Raw genomic sequence first — 14499 nt, 5'->3', positions numbered from 1 at the left:
GCGGGCGCCCGCCCGTGGGGGGGGCCCTGCGGCCGGGGTGGCGGCCGGCCGGGGGGGCGGGGCGGCGGGCCGGCGGCGGCCGCCCGCACCACCGCTGACCCGCGCGACGCCCCACCGCCTCACGCCGGCACCTCACACCAGGCGACGGAAGACAGGCTTCACACCAGACGGCGGAAGACGGGCTTCACCGCCCGCCCGCCCATCCAGGGCGTGGGATCGGCGCCGTCAAGTGCCTTGCGGTAGACGGCACATGCCTGGGCCACCACGTCCACGGTCCGGTCGATGTCGTCCTCGCCGAGCGCGCTGCTGACCACGAACGACGGGGCCAGCACCCCGCCCGCGAGGAGACGGCGCAGGAACAAGGTGCGGTACTCCTGTGACGGCCGCCCGTTCTCGTCGAGGGTGGCGAACACGAGGTTGCTGGCGCGGCCCCGGACGACCACGTGTTCGCCGACACCCATGCCGTCCGCGGCCGCGCGCACCCCGGCGGCCAACCGCTCCCCCAGGACGTGCAGGAGCGCGGTGACGCCCTCCTCGACGTACGTGGTCTGTACGGCCATCGCGGCGGCCAGGGAGTGCGTCTCCGCGCCGTGCGTGGTGGACAGCAGGAACACCCGGTCACCGGAGTGCCGCAGACCGCCCCGTTCCATCAGCTCACGGCGCCCGGCGAGTGCGGACACGGCGAACCCGTTGCCCAGCGCCTTGCCGAACGTGGACAGGTCGGGCACGACGCCGTACAGGCCCTGCGCGCCCGCCTCCGACCAGCGGAAGCCGGTGATCATCTCGTCGAAGATCAGTACGCAGCCGTGCCGGTCGGCCAGTTCGCGCAGGGCCCCGAGGTAGCCGGGCGGGGGCTCGGCGTGGCCGGCGGGTTCGAGGATCAGACAGGCGATCTCGTTCTCGTACCGCAGCAGCAGTTCCTCCGTGGCCGCCAGATCGCCGTAGGGGAAGGACACGGTCAGCTCGGTGATCGCCGCCGGTATGCCGGCCGACATCGGTGTGGTGCCGATGAACCAGTCGTCGACGGAGAAGAAGGGGTGGTCGCCGCACAGGGCCACCCGCGGGCGTCCGGTGGCGGCGCGGGCGAGACGTACGGCGGCGGTGGTGACATCGGAGCCGTTCTTCGCGAACTTCACCATCTCCGCGGTCGGCACGGTGGCCAGGAAACGCTCCGCGGCCTCCGCCTCCAGGAGGGACGGGCGCACGAAGTTGCTGCCGCGGTCCAGTTCCCGCCGCGCCGCCTCGGTCACGCGCGGGTGGGCGTGACCGAGGCTGACCGAGCGCAGTCCTGAGCCGTACTCGATGTACCGGTTGCCGTCGACGTCCCAGACGTGGGCGCCGCGGCCGTGGCTGATGACGGGGGCCAGGTCCTCGGGGTACTGGTCGTCGCCCTTGGCATAGGTGTGGGCGCCGCCGGGGATCAGGGCGTGCAGCCGTTCGTTGGCCTGCCGCGACCGGGGCAGCCGGATCTCTTCGCCTGAGTGGTCCACGGCGGCCTCAACTCTCCTTGTGCTTCAGGACATCGGCCAGGCTCGGCGCCTGCCGGTCCCGTGCGGACATCGATTGGACCGGCAGCGGCCAGGGGATGGCGAGGTCCGGGTCGTCGAACGCGATCGTCACGTCCTCGGCCGGATCGTGCGGACGGTCGATCCGGTACGAGACGTCGGCGATCGACGTCAGCGCCTGGAAGCCGTGCGCGCACCCCGCCGGGACGTACAGCGTCGTCTGCGCCTCGTCGGACAGCTCGAAGAAGCCCTGGCCCAGATACGTGGGCGAGTCCGGCCGCAGGTCCACGACGACGTCGAAGATCCTGCCGTACGAGCAGCGGACCAGCTTGGCCTCGCCGGCGCCGGAGCGCAGATGCAGACCGCGCAGCACGCCCCGTATCGAGCGGGACAGGCTGTCCTGGACGAACGCGTGCGGGTCCAGGCCGGCCGAGCGGACCGCGTCGGCGTCGAACGTACGGCTGAAGAAGCCGCGCTCGTCGGAGTGCGGCGTGGGTTCGAAGAGGAACGCGCCCGCGATCGCCGGTACTTCGGTCACCTTCATCGGGTCTCCTGGTGGGCGCTGCCGGCTGCCGGGAACAGGACGCTGGTCAACTCGCGGAACTGCTCGTCGAGTTGCCCGGTCGCGATCAGGTTCTGTTCGGCCAGGGTCTGCCGCAACTCCGCCGCCCGCTTCTCCAGGTCCCGGAACTGTTCGAGCAGCCGGTCCACGTCGGCCTCACGGGCCGGGTGGCAGTACGCGCCCAGGCCCATCCGCTCCATGAGCGCGTCACTCTTGGCCGCGTAGCTCAGGGCGAGGGTCGGTGTGCCGGCCTTCAGGGCGCAGACGAGGTTGTGATAGCGGGTCGCCACCACGGCGTCGGCGCCCGTCATCTCCCTCATCAGGTCGGTCAGGGAGGCCGCTTCGGCGGCGGTGACCAGCGGTGAGTCCACCGCGTCGAGGATCGCGGCCACGACCGGCGAGTCGCAGGAGTCGCCGGTGAGCAGCCGGACCGGGCGGCCGTCGGCCACGAGTGCGCGGACGAAGCGGGTGGTGCCGTCGAGATAACGCCGGTGGATCTCCTCGGCCCGGGCGCGGTCGTCGTTGCCGCCGTGGAAGTCCATGACGCCTACGCAGACCAGACCTGTCGAGGCCGGGCGCTCGCTTTCCGCAGGCGTCGGCAGGGCGAACGCGAGGTCGGGGCAGACCCGGTCGCGCGTGGTGTCCACGCCCATCGCGCGCATGGCGTCGCGGGAGAGGGTGTCGCGGTACGAGCGGTACGCGGCGAGCCGCGCCGACCGGCGCACCAGGGCCCGGGTGGGCCGCTCCCGTATCGCGTCCGCGCCGACGCCGACCAGCGCGACCCGGGTGCGGAAGAGGCGGCCGGTCGCGCAGAGCAGGAACAGCGCGTACGGGAAACCCCAGGGCCGCAGCGGCAGCGTGGCCTCCAGGACCCCCATGCCCGGCACGATCACCACGTCGTGGCGGCGCACCCAGGCGGCGGTGCGCACGATGTCGACGAGTTTGCCCAGGCCCTTTCCCGCGATCGCGCCCGCACGGGACGCGGTCCGGTACTCACCCCCGTACCAGTGCAGTCGTGTCGCCTCGATCCCGTAGCGGGCCTTGACGACCTCGGGTCCGCCGCACAGTGCGTCCACGACGGCGTCCGGATGCTCGGTGCGCAGATAGCCGAGCACGGCCTCGAGGGATCCGTCGTTGCCGAGGTTCCCCGAGCCGAGCAGGCCGAACACCCCGACGCGGACGGCACTCACGCCTGCCTGCCCTCACGGCCGGCGACCAGGTCGTCGACGGAGACCGTGAGCAGCGCCGGGTCCACCGGGGTACGGTCCTCGACCCGCTCACCGGCTCCCGGCCTGGCCCTGCTGGCCAGCCAGGTCGCCAAGTGCCGGTAGCACGCGCGCCGTTCGGCCGACGACAGCGGCGCCCGCCGGATCGCCGAGGCGAAGCCCCACACGTACTCGGCGAGCAGCCGGGGCGTCGGGTGCAGCGGTCCGGCCCGGCGCGGGTCGAGGTTGACACAGCGGGAGCGCTTGGAGGGGTTGGCGCGTTCGGCACGGGTGGGGTGGTCGCGGCGGAAGTAGAGCAGCTCCGGCACCTGGTGGAAGGCACCGTGCAGGGTGATCTCGGCGACGAAGGTGCGGTCCGCGTGGTGGTAGCTGTCGTGCGGTTTCACCCGGCGCAGCACATCGGCCCGCATCACTCCGTAGAAGTCGTCGCCGCCGGCCTCGAACAGCATGCTGCGGAAGCGTTCGGGCGTGTGCGGCGAGTCGGTGGCGAGCGTGTACTCGTACGGGACCGTCACCTTGCCGTCGCCGTCGATCACCGCCTGGCCGGAGTGGGCCAGGACCACGTCGGGCCGCTCGTCGAGGGCCTCCACACAGCGCTGCAGCAGGTCCCGGGCGTAAAGGTCGTCATGCGAGGCCCACTTGAACAGCTCGCCCCGGCACTCGGTGAACACATAGTTGTGGTTCGGCGCGGCCCCTATGTTCCGGGGCAGCCGGATGTAGCGGATACGGGAGTCGCGCACGGCGTACTTGTGGCAGATCTCCTGGGTCTGATCGCTCGAGGCGTTGTCGGAGATGACGAGCTCGAAGTCCTCGTAGGTCTGGCCGAGAAGGGCGTCGAGCGCCTCGGGAAGGTACTCCTCGCCGTTGTACACGGGCAGCCCGATGCTGAGCCGGGGATGGTCGTTCATGGTGTCCTCGCTTCATTGGGGGGGGTGGTGGTGCTGGTGCAGAGCGGAACGAAGTTGGAGCCACCAGACGGCCGAGCTGCCGACGGTCGCGGCGGCGACGCCCCAGGCCGAGCCGGCCGTGCCGCCGACCGCCGCTCCGCCGAGGCCGGCCCCGATGTAGCAGGCGGAGGCGAACAGTTGGCAGCGCAGGCTGCGCCGGGCCGCGCCGAGCGCGCGCAGGCCGGCCGCGGCTCCGGTGCCCAGACCGGAGCCCACGACGCCGAGCGTGACCGGCACGATGAGCTGCGAGGCGGCGCCCCAGACGTCACCGAGCACCAGCTCACCGAGCCGGTCGGGCACCAGGAGCAGCGCACCGCCCCAGAGCAGCGCGGCGGCGGCCTGCCCGACGCTGAGCAGCAGACAGAACTTGGCGAGGCGGTGGGGGGCCTCCCGCAGCACCCGGGCCGCTTCCGCCACGGTGACCAGGGAGAGCCCCATCAACAGGGCGAGGAACGGGCCGAGAAGCAGCTCCGCGCCCCGGATCACGCCCACCGCGCCGACCCCGACGATCACGCCGAGCCCGTACGCCCGCAGCTGGACGGCGCCGCTGAGGCTGACGTTCTCGACCAGGAACCGGTAGCCCAGATCGCGCTGTTCACGCAGCCAGCCGCGTGCTCCGGTCAGCCGGGGCAGGATGCCGGACTGGAAGCAGCCGTAGACCGCGGCCACGGCCGCGGACGCGCCCCAGGCGAGCACGAACGCGGCGACGCTGCCCGCGCGGGCCGCCACCACCATGGCCGGGATGAGGGCGATGCCCCAGACGAGGTCGTTGACGAACGCCTTGCGTCCCTTGCCCGCGGCGAAGAACGAGTAGCGCCAGGCGTCCTGGAGCAGCAACGCCGGCAGCATCACGCCGAGACAGACGAACGAGGGCCCCACCCGGCCGCCGACGCACAGCCCGACGGCCAGACACAGCGCGCCGATCGCACCGCCGACGCAGAGCGCCGTGCCCGAGGACCGGGCGACGGCCCCGCGCCAGGACGCGTCCGTGACGCCGCTGAAGCGGACCACGAGCGGGTCGGTGGCCAGTCCGCGGGAGACGTTGAGGACGACGCCGTACGTCACCCAGGCCAGGCCGAACACGCCGAAGGCGACGAGCCCGAGCGAACGGGCCACATAGATGCCCACCGCGAAGTTGGTCAGGCTGGAGGCCGCCTGGTCGGCCAGGCCCCAGGACAGCCTGCCGACGACGGCTCGCATGGCGGTGGGCCGGGCGTGCCGGGCCCGGACCACCGAGGTCGTCGCCTTCTCCCCCTCGGTGGTCATCGGCGTCATGCCTTGATCAGTCCGGCGCCGCGCAGGGCGTCGGCCGCGGCGGCGACGGTGTCGAAGGGCAGCCCTGCCCGTTCGGTGACGTCGAGGAGACTGTGGTCGCCGTCGGAGAGGCTGAGCACCCAGAGCATGGCCATCTGGGCCTGCTTGGTGTCGCTGCGGCCGCCGAGCGCGTCGTACAGGCCGCGCCGGCCCAACTGCGGTTCTCCGTAAGGGCTGAGGTTGAGATAGCTCCGGTTGCGGTCGAGCAGGGCGAAGGCCTCGCGGCAGACGGCGAGGGTGTCCGCCATGGCCTCGGGTGAGACGAAGTCCAGGTTGTCGGCCGAGGTGTGGTACTCGGGATAGCCGGCGTACGGGGTCCGGCTGAGCGAGCCCACACCGAGGTTGAACCCGGGTGAGCAGTACTGGCGCTCGTCATAGCCGTACGGGGTGAACTCGGTGATCTCATGCGGGCGTTCGGACGCGGCCAGGACGTGTCGCATCACCCGGTCGATCTCCGCGTCGCCGCGCCGGCTCCGTTTGTACGTGAGCCGGCCGGTGTCGCCGGCGCAGGCCAGGACCAGCCCGTGCGCGACGTGGTCGATGCGCTCCGCGTTGCGGGCCAGCCAGGTGATCGCGCCGATGGTGCCGGGTGCGTAGATGAACCGGTAGGAGTAGTACGGCGTCCGCTCGGCGAGGGCCCGGGCGAGGTAGGTGGCCACCGCGATGCCGGCCAGGTTGTCGTTGGCGAGGGACGGGTGGCAGACGTGGCAGGAGATGATCACCTCCTCGGGGACCTGCCCGGGGATGACATGCTCGGCGTACGTCAGGTGGCCGTCTTCGAGGGTGGCGTCGATGCGCACCTCGTAGTCGCCGTCCGGCAGGGCGTCGAGGGTGTTCTGGGCCAGGCAGAATCCCCAGTCCGGCTTGTAGTAACTGGTGCGGTACGGAACCAAGTCGGGCTGGTCGGGCAGGGTGTGCAGGTGTGGGCGGAGTTCGGCCAGGGGCATGGTGGCCGAGACGGGCACGCTGTAGCCGAGCACGTGCAGGCTGGACGCGGCGAAGTCGACGACGCGGCGGCCCGTACTGTCGGCGATGTACGCGTCGCGGATGTTCCACTCCTGCGGCACCGTCCAGTCGAGGACCTGCGTCCCGGTCGGCACTTCGTGGATCCGGAGCGGGAGGTACTCGCCGACGATGTCCAGGGTGGCCCGCACGCCGTCCCCTGTGATGCTCCGGCAGAGCGGGTACAGCCGCTCCACCAGGGCGTACATCTGCCGGCCAGGGCCGGCCGCGGGCGTGGACGGACCAGTGACCGCGGGCATGGACGGACCGTTGGCCGCGGTCATCGACGGTGCGCCGGCTTCGGTCATCGGCGCCACCGCAGGGTGTCGTCGACGGTGCCGGCCTCGGAGGCCGCGCTCAGTACGGCCAGGCGGGTGAAGCGCCGGTCGAAGTCCTCGCGGGTCAGGCCGAACTGCCGGTAGGCGTCGGCGAGTTCGATTGCGCCCTGCTTGACGGTCCACTCGCAGTCGAAGCCGGGGATCGCGGTGCGGAAGCGGGAGAAGTCCACGCGGTACGAGCGCGGATCGGCGCCGTTCTCACCCGTGATCACGACCTTCGAGCCGGCCACCGCGGCGGCGACCTGCTCGGCGATCTCGGCGACCGTGACGTTGTTGATCTCGCTGCCGATGTTGAACGCCCGGTCGTGCACCGCGGCCCGTGGTGCGGTCAGCGCGGCCGTGAAGGCGCGTGCGATGTCGGCCGCGTGCACCAGCGGGCGCCAGGGGGTGCCGTCGGAGAGCACGAGCACCTCGCCGGAGAGGAGGGCGTGGCCCACCAGGTTGTTGAGCACGATGTCGGCGCGCAGCCGGGGTGAGTAGCCGAAGGCGGTGGCGTTGCGCAGACAGACGGGGCTGAAGTCGTCATCGGCCAGGGCGTGCAGGTCGTCCTCGACGCGCACCTTGGACTCCGCGTACGGGGTCACCGGGCGCAGCGGTGCGTCCTCGCCCACCAGGTCCTCGCCGCCTGCGGCGCCGTAGACGGAGCAGGTCGACGCGTACAGGAAGCGCCGCACTCCGGCGTCGCGCGCGAGGCGGGCCAGGCGTACGGACGCGTGGTGGTTGATGTCGTAGGTGAGTTCGGGCGCGAGGGATCCCAGGGGGTCGTTGGAGAGCGCGGCCAGGTGGATCACGGCGTCCACGCCGGCCAGGTGCTCGGCCGTGACGTCGCGCAGGTCCACCCGGTGCCCCTGCGGGTCGGCGGGCGGCGGGCCGAGGACGCAGTCGGCGAACAGGCCGGCGTCGAGCCCGGTGACCTGGTGTCCGGCGGCGGTGAGCACCGGGGCCATCACGGTGCCCAGGTAGCCCTGGTGTCCGGTCAGGAGTACGCGCAAGGTTCAGTCCCCCAGGGTGAGAGCGCTCGGCGTGAGAGCGCTCGGTGCGGAAGCGTTCGGTGCGGAAGCGTTCGGTGCGGAAGCGTTCGGTGCGGAAGCGTTCGTGGTGGAAGCGCTCGGCGTGAAAGCGCCCAGGTCGAGCGTGAGTTTGGTGACCGCGTACGCCTCGGCGTAGCGCGTATGGCATTCGATGCCGCGGATGCGGGCGAGACCGAGGAACGCCTCGCGGTCGAACCAGGACCGGTGCCGCTGCGAGGGGTAGTGCTCGTGCAGGAGCCGCACCTTCTCCTCGGCGAGCTCCGGCGCCAGCGGCTGGTACGCCACGGGCCGGCCGAGGTCGCCGTCCCATTTGGCGATCTCGTAGCCGAGGACGAGGTGGTCGCGGAAGGCGGTGGTGACGAGCTGCGCCAGGCCGCGGTGGTCCTGGTGCGCGTCGTCGGTGCGCGGCGCGAGGACCACGTCCGGCTCGGTCTGCTCGCGCAGCTCCTCGATCGCGGCCTTGGCCTCCTCCCAGTGCGCGGGCACCCGGCCGTCCGGCAACTTGAGCACGGTCAGGCGCAGTTCGGCGCCCGGGCAGAACGCGCAGAGCGCGGCCCGCTCCTCCTGTTCGCGGTCGCTGCCGCCACCGGAGAGGACCAGCGCGTCGACGCGCAGGCCCGGCCGCGCGCTGCACAGCGTCAGCAGCGTGCCGCCGGCTCCGATGGCGATGTCGTCGCAGTGCGCGCCCACGGCGACGATGCGGTCGAGGCGTCGCCCCACGCCGAGCCGGATCACGCGCTCACCCCGGCGTCTTCCCGTTCCCACAGCGCCCACGGCCGCTCGCCGCGCGCGTAGGCGGCGTCGAGCGCGGCGCGTTCCTTCACCGTGTCGGTCGGCTTCCAGAAGCCGCGGTGCTGGTGCGCCACGAGGCGTCCGCGCTTGGCCAGTTGGGCACATCCGTCGGCGACGAGGTCGCCGCCCTCGGGTATGTGGTCGAAGACCTCCTGGCGGAGCACGAAGTAGCCGCCGTTCTCCCACAGCGGCAGTTCGCTGACCGCGGTGATGCCGCCCACCAGGCCGTCCTCGCCCAGGTCTACGCAGTGGAAGGAGGACTGCGGCGGCACGACCATCATGGAGGCACCGGCGTCGCGCCGGGTGAAGGAGTCGATCATCCGCGGCAGCGGGGCGTCGGTGAGGACGTCGGCGTAGTTCGCGAGGAACATGTCGTCGCCGTCCAGGTGGTGCCGCACCCGCCGCAGCCGCTCCCCGATCGGCGACTCCACGCCGGTCTGCGCGAACGTGATGGTCCAGTCGGCGATGTCGGTGGACAGAAGCTCGGTCCGCCCGCCGCGCAGCACGAAGTCGTTGGACGTGGTCTCCTCGTAGTGCAGGAAGAAGTCCTTGATGTGGTGCGCTCCGTAGCCGAGGCAGAGGATGAACTCGGTGTGGCCGAAGTGCGCGTAGTAGCGCATGACGTGCCAGATCAGCGGCCGGGGACCGACCATCGCCATGGGCTTGGGGATGTCGTCGGCGGCTCCGCTGCGCATCCGCATCCCGTAACCGCCGCAGAACAGGACGACCTTCATGGCTTGACCTCGACAATGCTCAGTTCCGGGATGGGAAAGACAAGGCGGCCGCCCCATTCATGGACGAAGGACAGCTGCTCGACGAGCTCGGCCCGCAGGTTCCACGGCAGGACGAGGACGTAGTCGGGCCGGTCGGCGGCGATCCGCTCGGGCGGCAGGATCGGGATCCGCGTGCCGGGTGTGAACCTGCCGTGTTTGTACGGGTTGCGGTCGACCGTGTACGCGAGCAGGTCGGGCCGGATGCCGCAGTGGTTGAGCAGGGTGTTGCCCTTGCCGGGGGCGCCGTAGCCGACGACGGTCTCACCGCGTTCGGCCGCCCCGATGAGGAACTTGAGCAGTTCGCGGCGGACCTTCGCGACCCGGGCGGAGAACTCGGTGTACCCCGACAACTCCTGTAGTCCCGCGGCTTTTTCGCGGGCCAGTACGTCGGCCACGCGCGCGCTCGGTTCACCGGCCGCCTCGGCCGGCCTGGCCCACAGCCGGATGGAGCCGCCGTGTGTGGGCAGCAACTCGACGTCCACGAGGGCGAGTCCGCCGCTCGCGAGGGCCCGGATCGCGGAGGCGACCGTGTAGTACTGGAAGTGCTCGTGGTAGATCGTGTCGTACTGGTTCTCCTCGATCAGGGTCAGCAGATGCTGCACCTCGATGGAGACCCAGCCGTCGTCCGCGACCAGGGCGCGCAGCCCCTCGGTGAACCCGACGACGTCCGGGATATGGGCGTACACGTTGTTCGCCACGACCAGGTCGGCCGGCCCGTGCTCGGCACGGACGGCGGACCCCACGGCGGGGCTCAGGAACTCCGTGAGCGTCGGCACCCCCGCCTCGCGCGCCGCCCCGCCGACGTTGACGGAGGGTTCGATGCCGAGGCAGCGGATGCCCCGGTCCACCACATGGCGGAGCAAGTACCCGTCGTTGCTGGCGACTTCGACGACGAACGCGTCCTGCCCGAGCCCCACCCGCCCGACGGCGTCGGCGACGAAGGTGCGCGCGTGCTCCACCCATGAGGTCGAGTACGAGGAGAAGTACGCGTACTCCTTGAACGTCTCCTCGGGTGTGATCAGCGGCGGGATCTGTGCCAGCCAGCAGTCCGTGCAGACCCGCAGGTGCAGCGGGTACGCGGGCTCCGGCAGGTCGAGTCGGTCCGCTGCGAGAAAGCTCTCGCACGGCGGAGTCGCCCCCAGATCGACGACGCTCGCCAGCGCCGCCGAGCCGCAGAGTCGGCATCGTGTCATCTACTGCCCCCCATTTATGACAGTGCGGTACTCGTCCACCAGGCGTTCGAGCCCGACGGCCGGGCTGAAGTCCTTCTCGTAGCGGTGCCGGGCCGCTTGGCCCATCTCCCCGTTCCGCGCCGGGTCGGCCGTGATCCGGCGCAGACAGGAGGCGAGCGAGGCGGGATCGCCCGGCCGGTGCAGAAGCCCGGTCGCCCCGTCCTCGACGAGTTCGGCGAAGGCCCCGTGTCCGGCGGCGACGGCCGGTACGCCCGCCGCCATCGCCTCCACCACCACCAGGCCGAACGCCTCGAGCCAAGTCGAAGGCGCGACCACGGCGACCGCCCGGGCGAGGGCCCGGCGGCACTGGTCCGTGTCGTAGAGGCCGACGTGGCGCACGTCGTCCCGGCCGGCCGCCCATGCGGTCACCTCGCGCTCCAGCGGTCCCGTGCCGGCGATCACCAGCGGCACGCCCACCCCGCCGACCTCCGCGACCTCGTCCCAGGCGGCCATGAGCAGCCGTACGCCCTTGGCCTCGGCGAGCCGCCCGAGATAGAGCAGATGCTCGCCGTCGCCGGTGCGGACGAGCCCCGGGTCGGGCACGAAGTTGTGCTTCACCGAGGCGAGTTCGGGGGGCAGACCCGCCCGTACGAGAACGTCGCGCTGCGCCTCGGAGATGCACAGGAACCGCACCACACCGGACCACCACCTGCGCCGGTTGACCGACATGCCGACCGCCAGCGGCACCGTCGCGAGCCGGGAGCCGCGGTAGCAGCCGTGCCGGACGGCGGGCAGCGGCGAGGAGCCGACGCACTCGGTGCACGGGCGGGCGGCCCGCCGGGGGTGGGCGCAGGCGGCGAGGACCGGGGGCGACAGGAGCGGAAAGACGTTGTGGAGGTGGACGACGCCCGGCCGGTCGCCGCGGAGCCGGGCGGTCAACTCCCTTCGGACCGCCGGGTTCCATGGCACCTGGAGCGGCACGGCGACCTTGCCGAGCAGCGACCGGGCGGCGATGTCGTCGCTGCGGCGCTCGAACAGCTCGACCCGGTGTCCCGCCTCACGCAGCAGCGCCACTTCCTGGTCGACGACCTTGTTCTCGCCGCTCGGCTGCGCCGACGCGTAGCGGTTGTGCACCACGAGGACGTGCATGCTCAGCTCACCTCCGATCCACGGGCCCAGCGCGGTACGCGCCGTCGAGGGGCGTCCGGCAGGGGCGACGGCGTGGCGGGCGCCGTTGCGGCGGGCGCCGCCAACAGCGAGGCGGCCAGCGCCAGATGGAGCAGGTAGGGCGAGGCGTCGCCGAGCCCCGCCTCGGTGTACGACGCGATCGCGCAGTAGCTGATCAGGAAGAGCGCGCACGCCCTGGACAGGGACGGTGGCCGCAGCAGCGCGACGCCGCCGAGGACGACGATGAACGCCGAGACGAGGAGGATGCCGGTCAGTCCCTGCTCGTGGTAGACGGCCAGCCAGCTGTTGTCGATCGGCAGACCGCCGAACGACTTGTCGCCAAGCCCCACGCCGAACAGCTGCTCCGAGGTCGTCCGCGGCGCCGCGAGCAGGGCGTCCCAGACCTTGGCGCGGCCGGTGAGGCTGGTGAAGTACTCCTGGGTCTGGCCGCGCAGGAACCAGGCCTGCAGCAGGGAGCCGAACGCCACCGCGGCCACCGCGGCCACCAGGACCGCCCAGGCGAAGAACCGGCGGGCCGCCGCGCTGGTCAGGACGAGCGAGCCGATCGCCACGAGCAGGCCGATGAGCAGACCGAGTGTCGCGGTCCGTGTGTGGGTCAGCGCGAGCAGGAGCAGGGACGGCACGATGATCACCGCCGCGCTCGCCCGGTCGGTGCGCCGCCCGAGCAGGAGCAGCACCGTGAGCCCGATGATCACCGCGGCGTACTGGCCGATCTGCGGCGGGGTGAGCGGCCACAGCGCGCCGACCAGTCGGCCGCCGTAGAGGTCCGGCATGGCGGCGCCCGGCGAGAGGAGCAGCCCGGCGGCCACCGACCCGAGCACCGCGAAGTACATCCGGATATGGCTGCGGACGAACGTCAGGCCACCGTTCCACCAGCGGCTGAGCAGCCACAGCGTGGCGACGAAGAGAGCGAAGCGCCCGCAGCGGAACAGCGCGCCGAACCCGGCCTCCAGGTTCGCGCTGGCGATCACGCTCGGCACCAGGAGCAGGGTCAGCAGGAGCAGCAGCGCGCTGGGCCGGAAGCGCAGCCGGGGATTGACCGCGACGGCCAGCACGAACGCCGCGACCAGCGAGCCCATGGTGACCATCTGGATGAGGGAGCGGGGCAGCGCGATGATGGTCTGCGCCCCGGCGGAGCCGAGGGTGTTGAGGATCAGCAGCCCCCAGGCCACCCCCACGAGCTTCGGCGTGTGCTCCTCGGCCGTCTCGCCACGCATCTCAACCACCCGCCCGGGGCCGGAAGGTGCTGCCCGCGTCCTGGCCGTATTCGGCGCCCTGCCACTGTTTGACGTCGAGCGTCCCGCTCGGATCGTGCGCGACGAAGCTCCAGGGCCCGCGGTAGACGTTGTCGTACCAGCGGTTGTCCTGTGCGCGCGTGATCGCTTCGGCCACCTTCTCGCCCTTGTACGGCGACCAGTCGGGGTACGTGCCGTAGTTGGCGAGGACCGCCATGCGGCCGCACTCCGCCTTCTTGCACTTGACGACCGCCAGGTCGAGGACGAACTGGTTGCTGTGGATGTCCACTCGCTGCGTCTTCCACCGGCAGTCGGCGTAGAGCGGCGCCTTGGCGATCGCCGGCTGCGCGCAGCGGTCGGCGTCCCGCACCAGCAAGGTGCAGTTGCCGGTCGAGGTGTTGGCCGGGCTGTTGCAGAACCGGTCGGCGTTCTCCCACAGGGTGATCCCCGACCAGTTGTTCTCCAGGACGTTGCGGGAGATCTCGATCTTGTCCGTGCGGGCCTCGACCCGTGGTTCGCCGCCGGACTCGGACACGTAGACGGTCGCGAACGGGAAGCTGTCGCCCCGGTCGGCGCCTCTGCGCCCCTCGATCCAGTTGTTGCGCCGGATCGTGTTGTTCGTGATGACCGCGTTGTAGCTGGTCTCGTAGATCAGCGCGGCACCGTCGTTGGCTTCGATCACATTGCCTTCGATACGGAAGTCGTTGTTGTTGGTGTCCGCCCACAGGCCGGTTCCGCGGTTGTCGTGCACCCAGTTGCCGCGTACGTCGGCGCCGTTGACAGCCCAGAACTTGATGCCTCCGGTGCAGCCGCAGCCCGGCTTCCTGCGCTCCCAGTCGCCGGTGTTGTTGCCGGTGATCTCGTTGCCCTCGACCACGAGGCCGGTGATGGAGTCGCCTGCCTTGTAGGCGTTGAGGCCGTACTGGCCGTTGTCGCGCAGGCAGTTGGCGCGTACTTTCTGGCGGGCTCCGGCCATCAGAGCGGCGCCGGAGTTTTTCTCGACGGTGTTGTGCTCGATCACCCAGCCGTCGGCCGAGTCGTGGTTGACCACGCCTTGGTCGTGCGGCGCCACGAAGCCCCGCACGGTCAGGTGGCGCAGTGTGACGTCGGGCGCGCTGCCGCTGAACGCGTACTGATTGGTCCCGCGGCCGTCGAGTACCGCGCCCGGCGCGCCGAGGTAGGTGTTCCCCTTCTTGGGCAGCACCTGGGCGTAGCGGTCCGCTTCGAGGGTGTGGGTGCCCGGGCGCAGCCAGAAGGTGGTGTTCGGCGGGCTGTTCCTGGTCTTGGCGGCGAGGTCGTTCACCACCGCGGGGTCGACCGTGACCGCTCCCTTCGGCGCCTTCGCCGGCCCTTCGGCGGGCTTCGCGCACACCCGGGCGACGGCCGCGGCCCGCCTCCCCCGCCCCGCCCTCCA

The 14499-nt window shown here is 71.6% G+C and carries 12 protein-coding genes and 1 pseudogene; all 13 read right to left on the bottom strand.

All coding sequences use genetic code 11. The features are described 5' to 3' along the window. Positions 1 to 158: 158 nt before the first annotated feature. Complete coding sequence (locus tag JAO81_RS20545) at positions 159 to 1490, bottom strand: glutamate-1-semialdehyde 2,1-aminomutase (RefSeq protein ID WP_199549360.1); 1332 nt, start codon at positions 1488 to 1490, stop codon at positions 159 to 161. Between the two features lie 7 nt (positions 1491 to 1497). Then, positions 1498 to 2049, bottom strand: a complete 552-nt coding sequence (locus tag JAO81_RS20540) for a dTDP-4-dehydrorhamnose 3,5-epimerase family protein (RefSeq protein ID WP_199549359.1) — start codon at positions 2047 to 2049, stop codon at positions 1498 to 1500. After that, positions 2046 to 3257 (bottom strand): polysaccharide pyruvyl transferase family protein, encoded by a 1212-nt coding sequence (locus JAO81_RS20535; RefSeq protein WP_199549358.1) that lies wholly within the window; start codon positions 3255 to 3257, stop codon positions 2046 to 2048. The genes JAO81_RS20540 and JAO81_RS20535 overlap by 4 nt, the downstream gene beginning before the upstream one ends. Beyond that, the gene (locus JAO81_RS20530; protein WP_199549357.1) at positions 3254 to 4201 is read right to left on the bottom strand and encodes a glycosyltransferase family 2 protein; all 948 of its coding nucleotides are present in this window, start codon (positions 4199 to 4201) and stop codon (positions 3254 to 3256) included. The genes JAO81_RS20535 and JAO81_RS20530 overlap by 4 nt, the downstream gene beginning before the upstream one ends. Positions 4202 to 4213: 12 nt before the next feature. Continuing rightward, entirely contained in the window at positions 4214 to 5506 is a 1293-nt protein-coding gene (locus JAO81_RS20525; protein WP_374194319.1) for a hypothetical protein, read from the bottom strand. A 5-nt stretch (positions 5507 to 5511) separates the two neighbouring features. After that, positions 5512 to 6816: a DUF4910 domain-containing protein gene (locus JAO81_RS20520; RefSeq protein WP_233415670.1), complete on the bottom strand. Its 1305-nt coding sequence runs from the start codon at positions 6814 to 6816 to the stop codon at positions 5512 to 5514. 44 nt (positions 6817 to 6860) lie between these two features. Beyond that, positions 6861 to 7886 (bottom strand): NAD(P)-dependent oxidoreductase, encoded by a 1026-nt coding sequence (locus tag JAO81_RS20515; RefSeq protein ID WP_199549355.1) that lies wholly within the window; start codon positions 7884 to 7886, stop codon positions 6861 to 6863. A 126-nt stretch (positions 7887 to 8012) separates the two neighbouring features. After that, positions 8013 to 8660: pseudogene (locus tag JAO81_RS20510) on the bottom strand (PIG-L deacetylase family protein); the annotation flags it as partial. Further along, positions 8657 to 9451: a glucose-1-phosphate cytidylyltransferase gene (locus JAO81_RS20505; RefSeq protein WP_199549353.1), complete on the bottom strand. Its 795-nt coding sequence runs from the start codon at positions 9449 to 9451 to the stop codon at positions 8657 to 8659. The pseudogene JAO81_RS20510 and the gene JAO81_RS20505, both read right to left, overlap by 4 nt. Beyond that, a complete protein-coding gene (locus JAO81_RS20500; RefSeq protein WP_199549352.1) occupies positions 9448 to 10683 on the bottom strand; it encodes a class I SAM-dependent methyltransferase in 1236 nt (411 codons plus the stop codon). The genes JAO81_RS20505 and JAO81_RS20500 overlap by 4 nt, the downstream gene beginning before the upstream one ends. Further along, on the bottom strand, positions 10684 to 11811 hold the full coding sequence (locus JAO81_RS20495; protein WP_199549351.1) for a glycosyltransferase family 4 protein: 1128 nt from the start codon (positions 11809 to 11811) through the stop codon (positions 10684 to 10686). A 2-nt stretch (positions 11812 to 11813) separates the two neighbouring features. Then, positions 11814 to 13067 (bottom strand): O-antigen ligase domain-containing protein, encoded by a 1254-nt coding sequence (locus tag JAO81_RS20490; protein WP_199549350.1) that lies wholly within the window; start codon positions 13065 to 13067, stop codon positions 11814 to 11816. A gap of 1 nt (position 13068) precedes the next feature. Then, positions 13069 to 14499, bottom strand: a 1431-nt coding sequence (locus JAO81_RS20485) for a nitrous oxide reductase family maturation protein NosD (protein ID WP_233415663.1), incomplete at its 5' end; no start/stop codon positions are given.

Source organism: Streptomyces sp. N35 (assembly GCF_016464295.1).
Taxonomy (GTDB): domain Bacteria; phylum Actinomycetota; class Actinomycetes; order Streptomycetales; family Streptomycetaceae; genus Streptomyces.
This window is presented reverse-complemented; position numbering and strand designations above follow the sequence as displayed.

Bases quoted from the DNA above. Each gene is read 5' to 3' on its own strand.
- JAO81_RS20540 (WP_199549359.1), bottom strand. From the start codon at position 2,049: ATGAAGGTGACCGAAGTACCGGCGATCGCGGGCGCGTTCCTCTTCGAA.
- JAO81_RS20530 (WP_199549357.1), bottom strand. From the start codon at position 4,201: ATGAACGACCATCCCCGGCTCAGCATCGGGCTGCCCGTGTACAACGGC.
- JAO81_RS20525 (WP_374194319.1), bottom strand. From the start codon at position 5,506: ATGACCACCGAGGGGGAGAAGGCGACGACCTCGGTGGTCCGGGCCCGG.
- JAO81_RS20520 (WP_233415670.1), bottom strand. From the start codon at position 6,816: ATGCCCGCGGTCACTGGTCCGTCCACGCCCGCGGCCGGCCCTGGCCGG.
- JAO81_RS20505 (WP_199549353.1), bottom strand. From the start codon at position 9,451: ATGAAGGTCGTCCTGTTCTGCGGCGGTTACGGGATGCGGATGCGCAGC.
- JAO81_RS20500 (WP_199549352.1), bottom strand. From the start codon at position 10,683: ATGACACGATGCCGACTCTGCGGCTCGGCGGCGCTGGCGAGCGTCGTC.
- JAO81_RS20495 (WP_199549351.1), bottom strand. From the start codon at position 11,811: ATGCACGTCCTCGTGGTGCACAACCGCTACGCGTCGGCGCAGCCGAGC.
- JAO81_RS20490 (WP_199549350.1), bottom strand. From the start codon at position 13,067: ATGCGTGGCGAGACGGCCGAGGAGCACACGCCGAAGCTCGTGGGGGTG.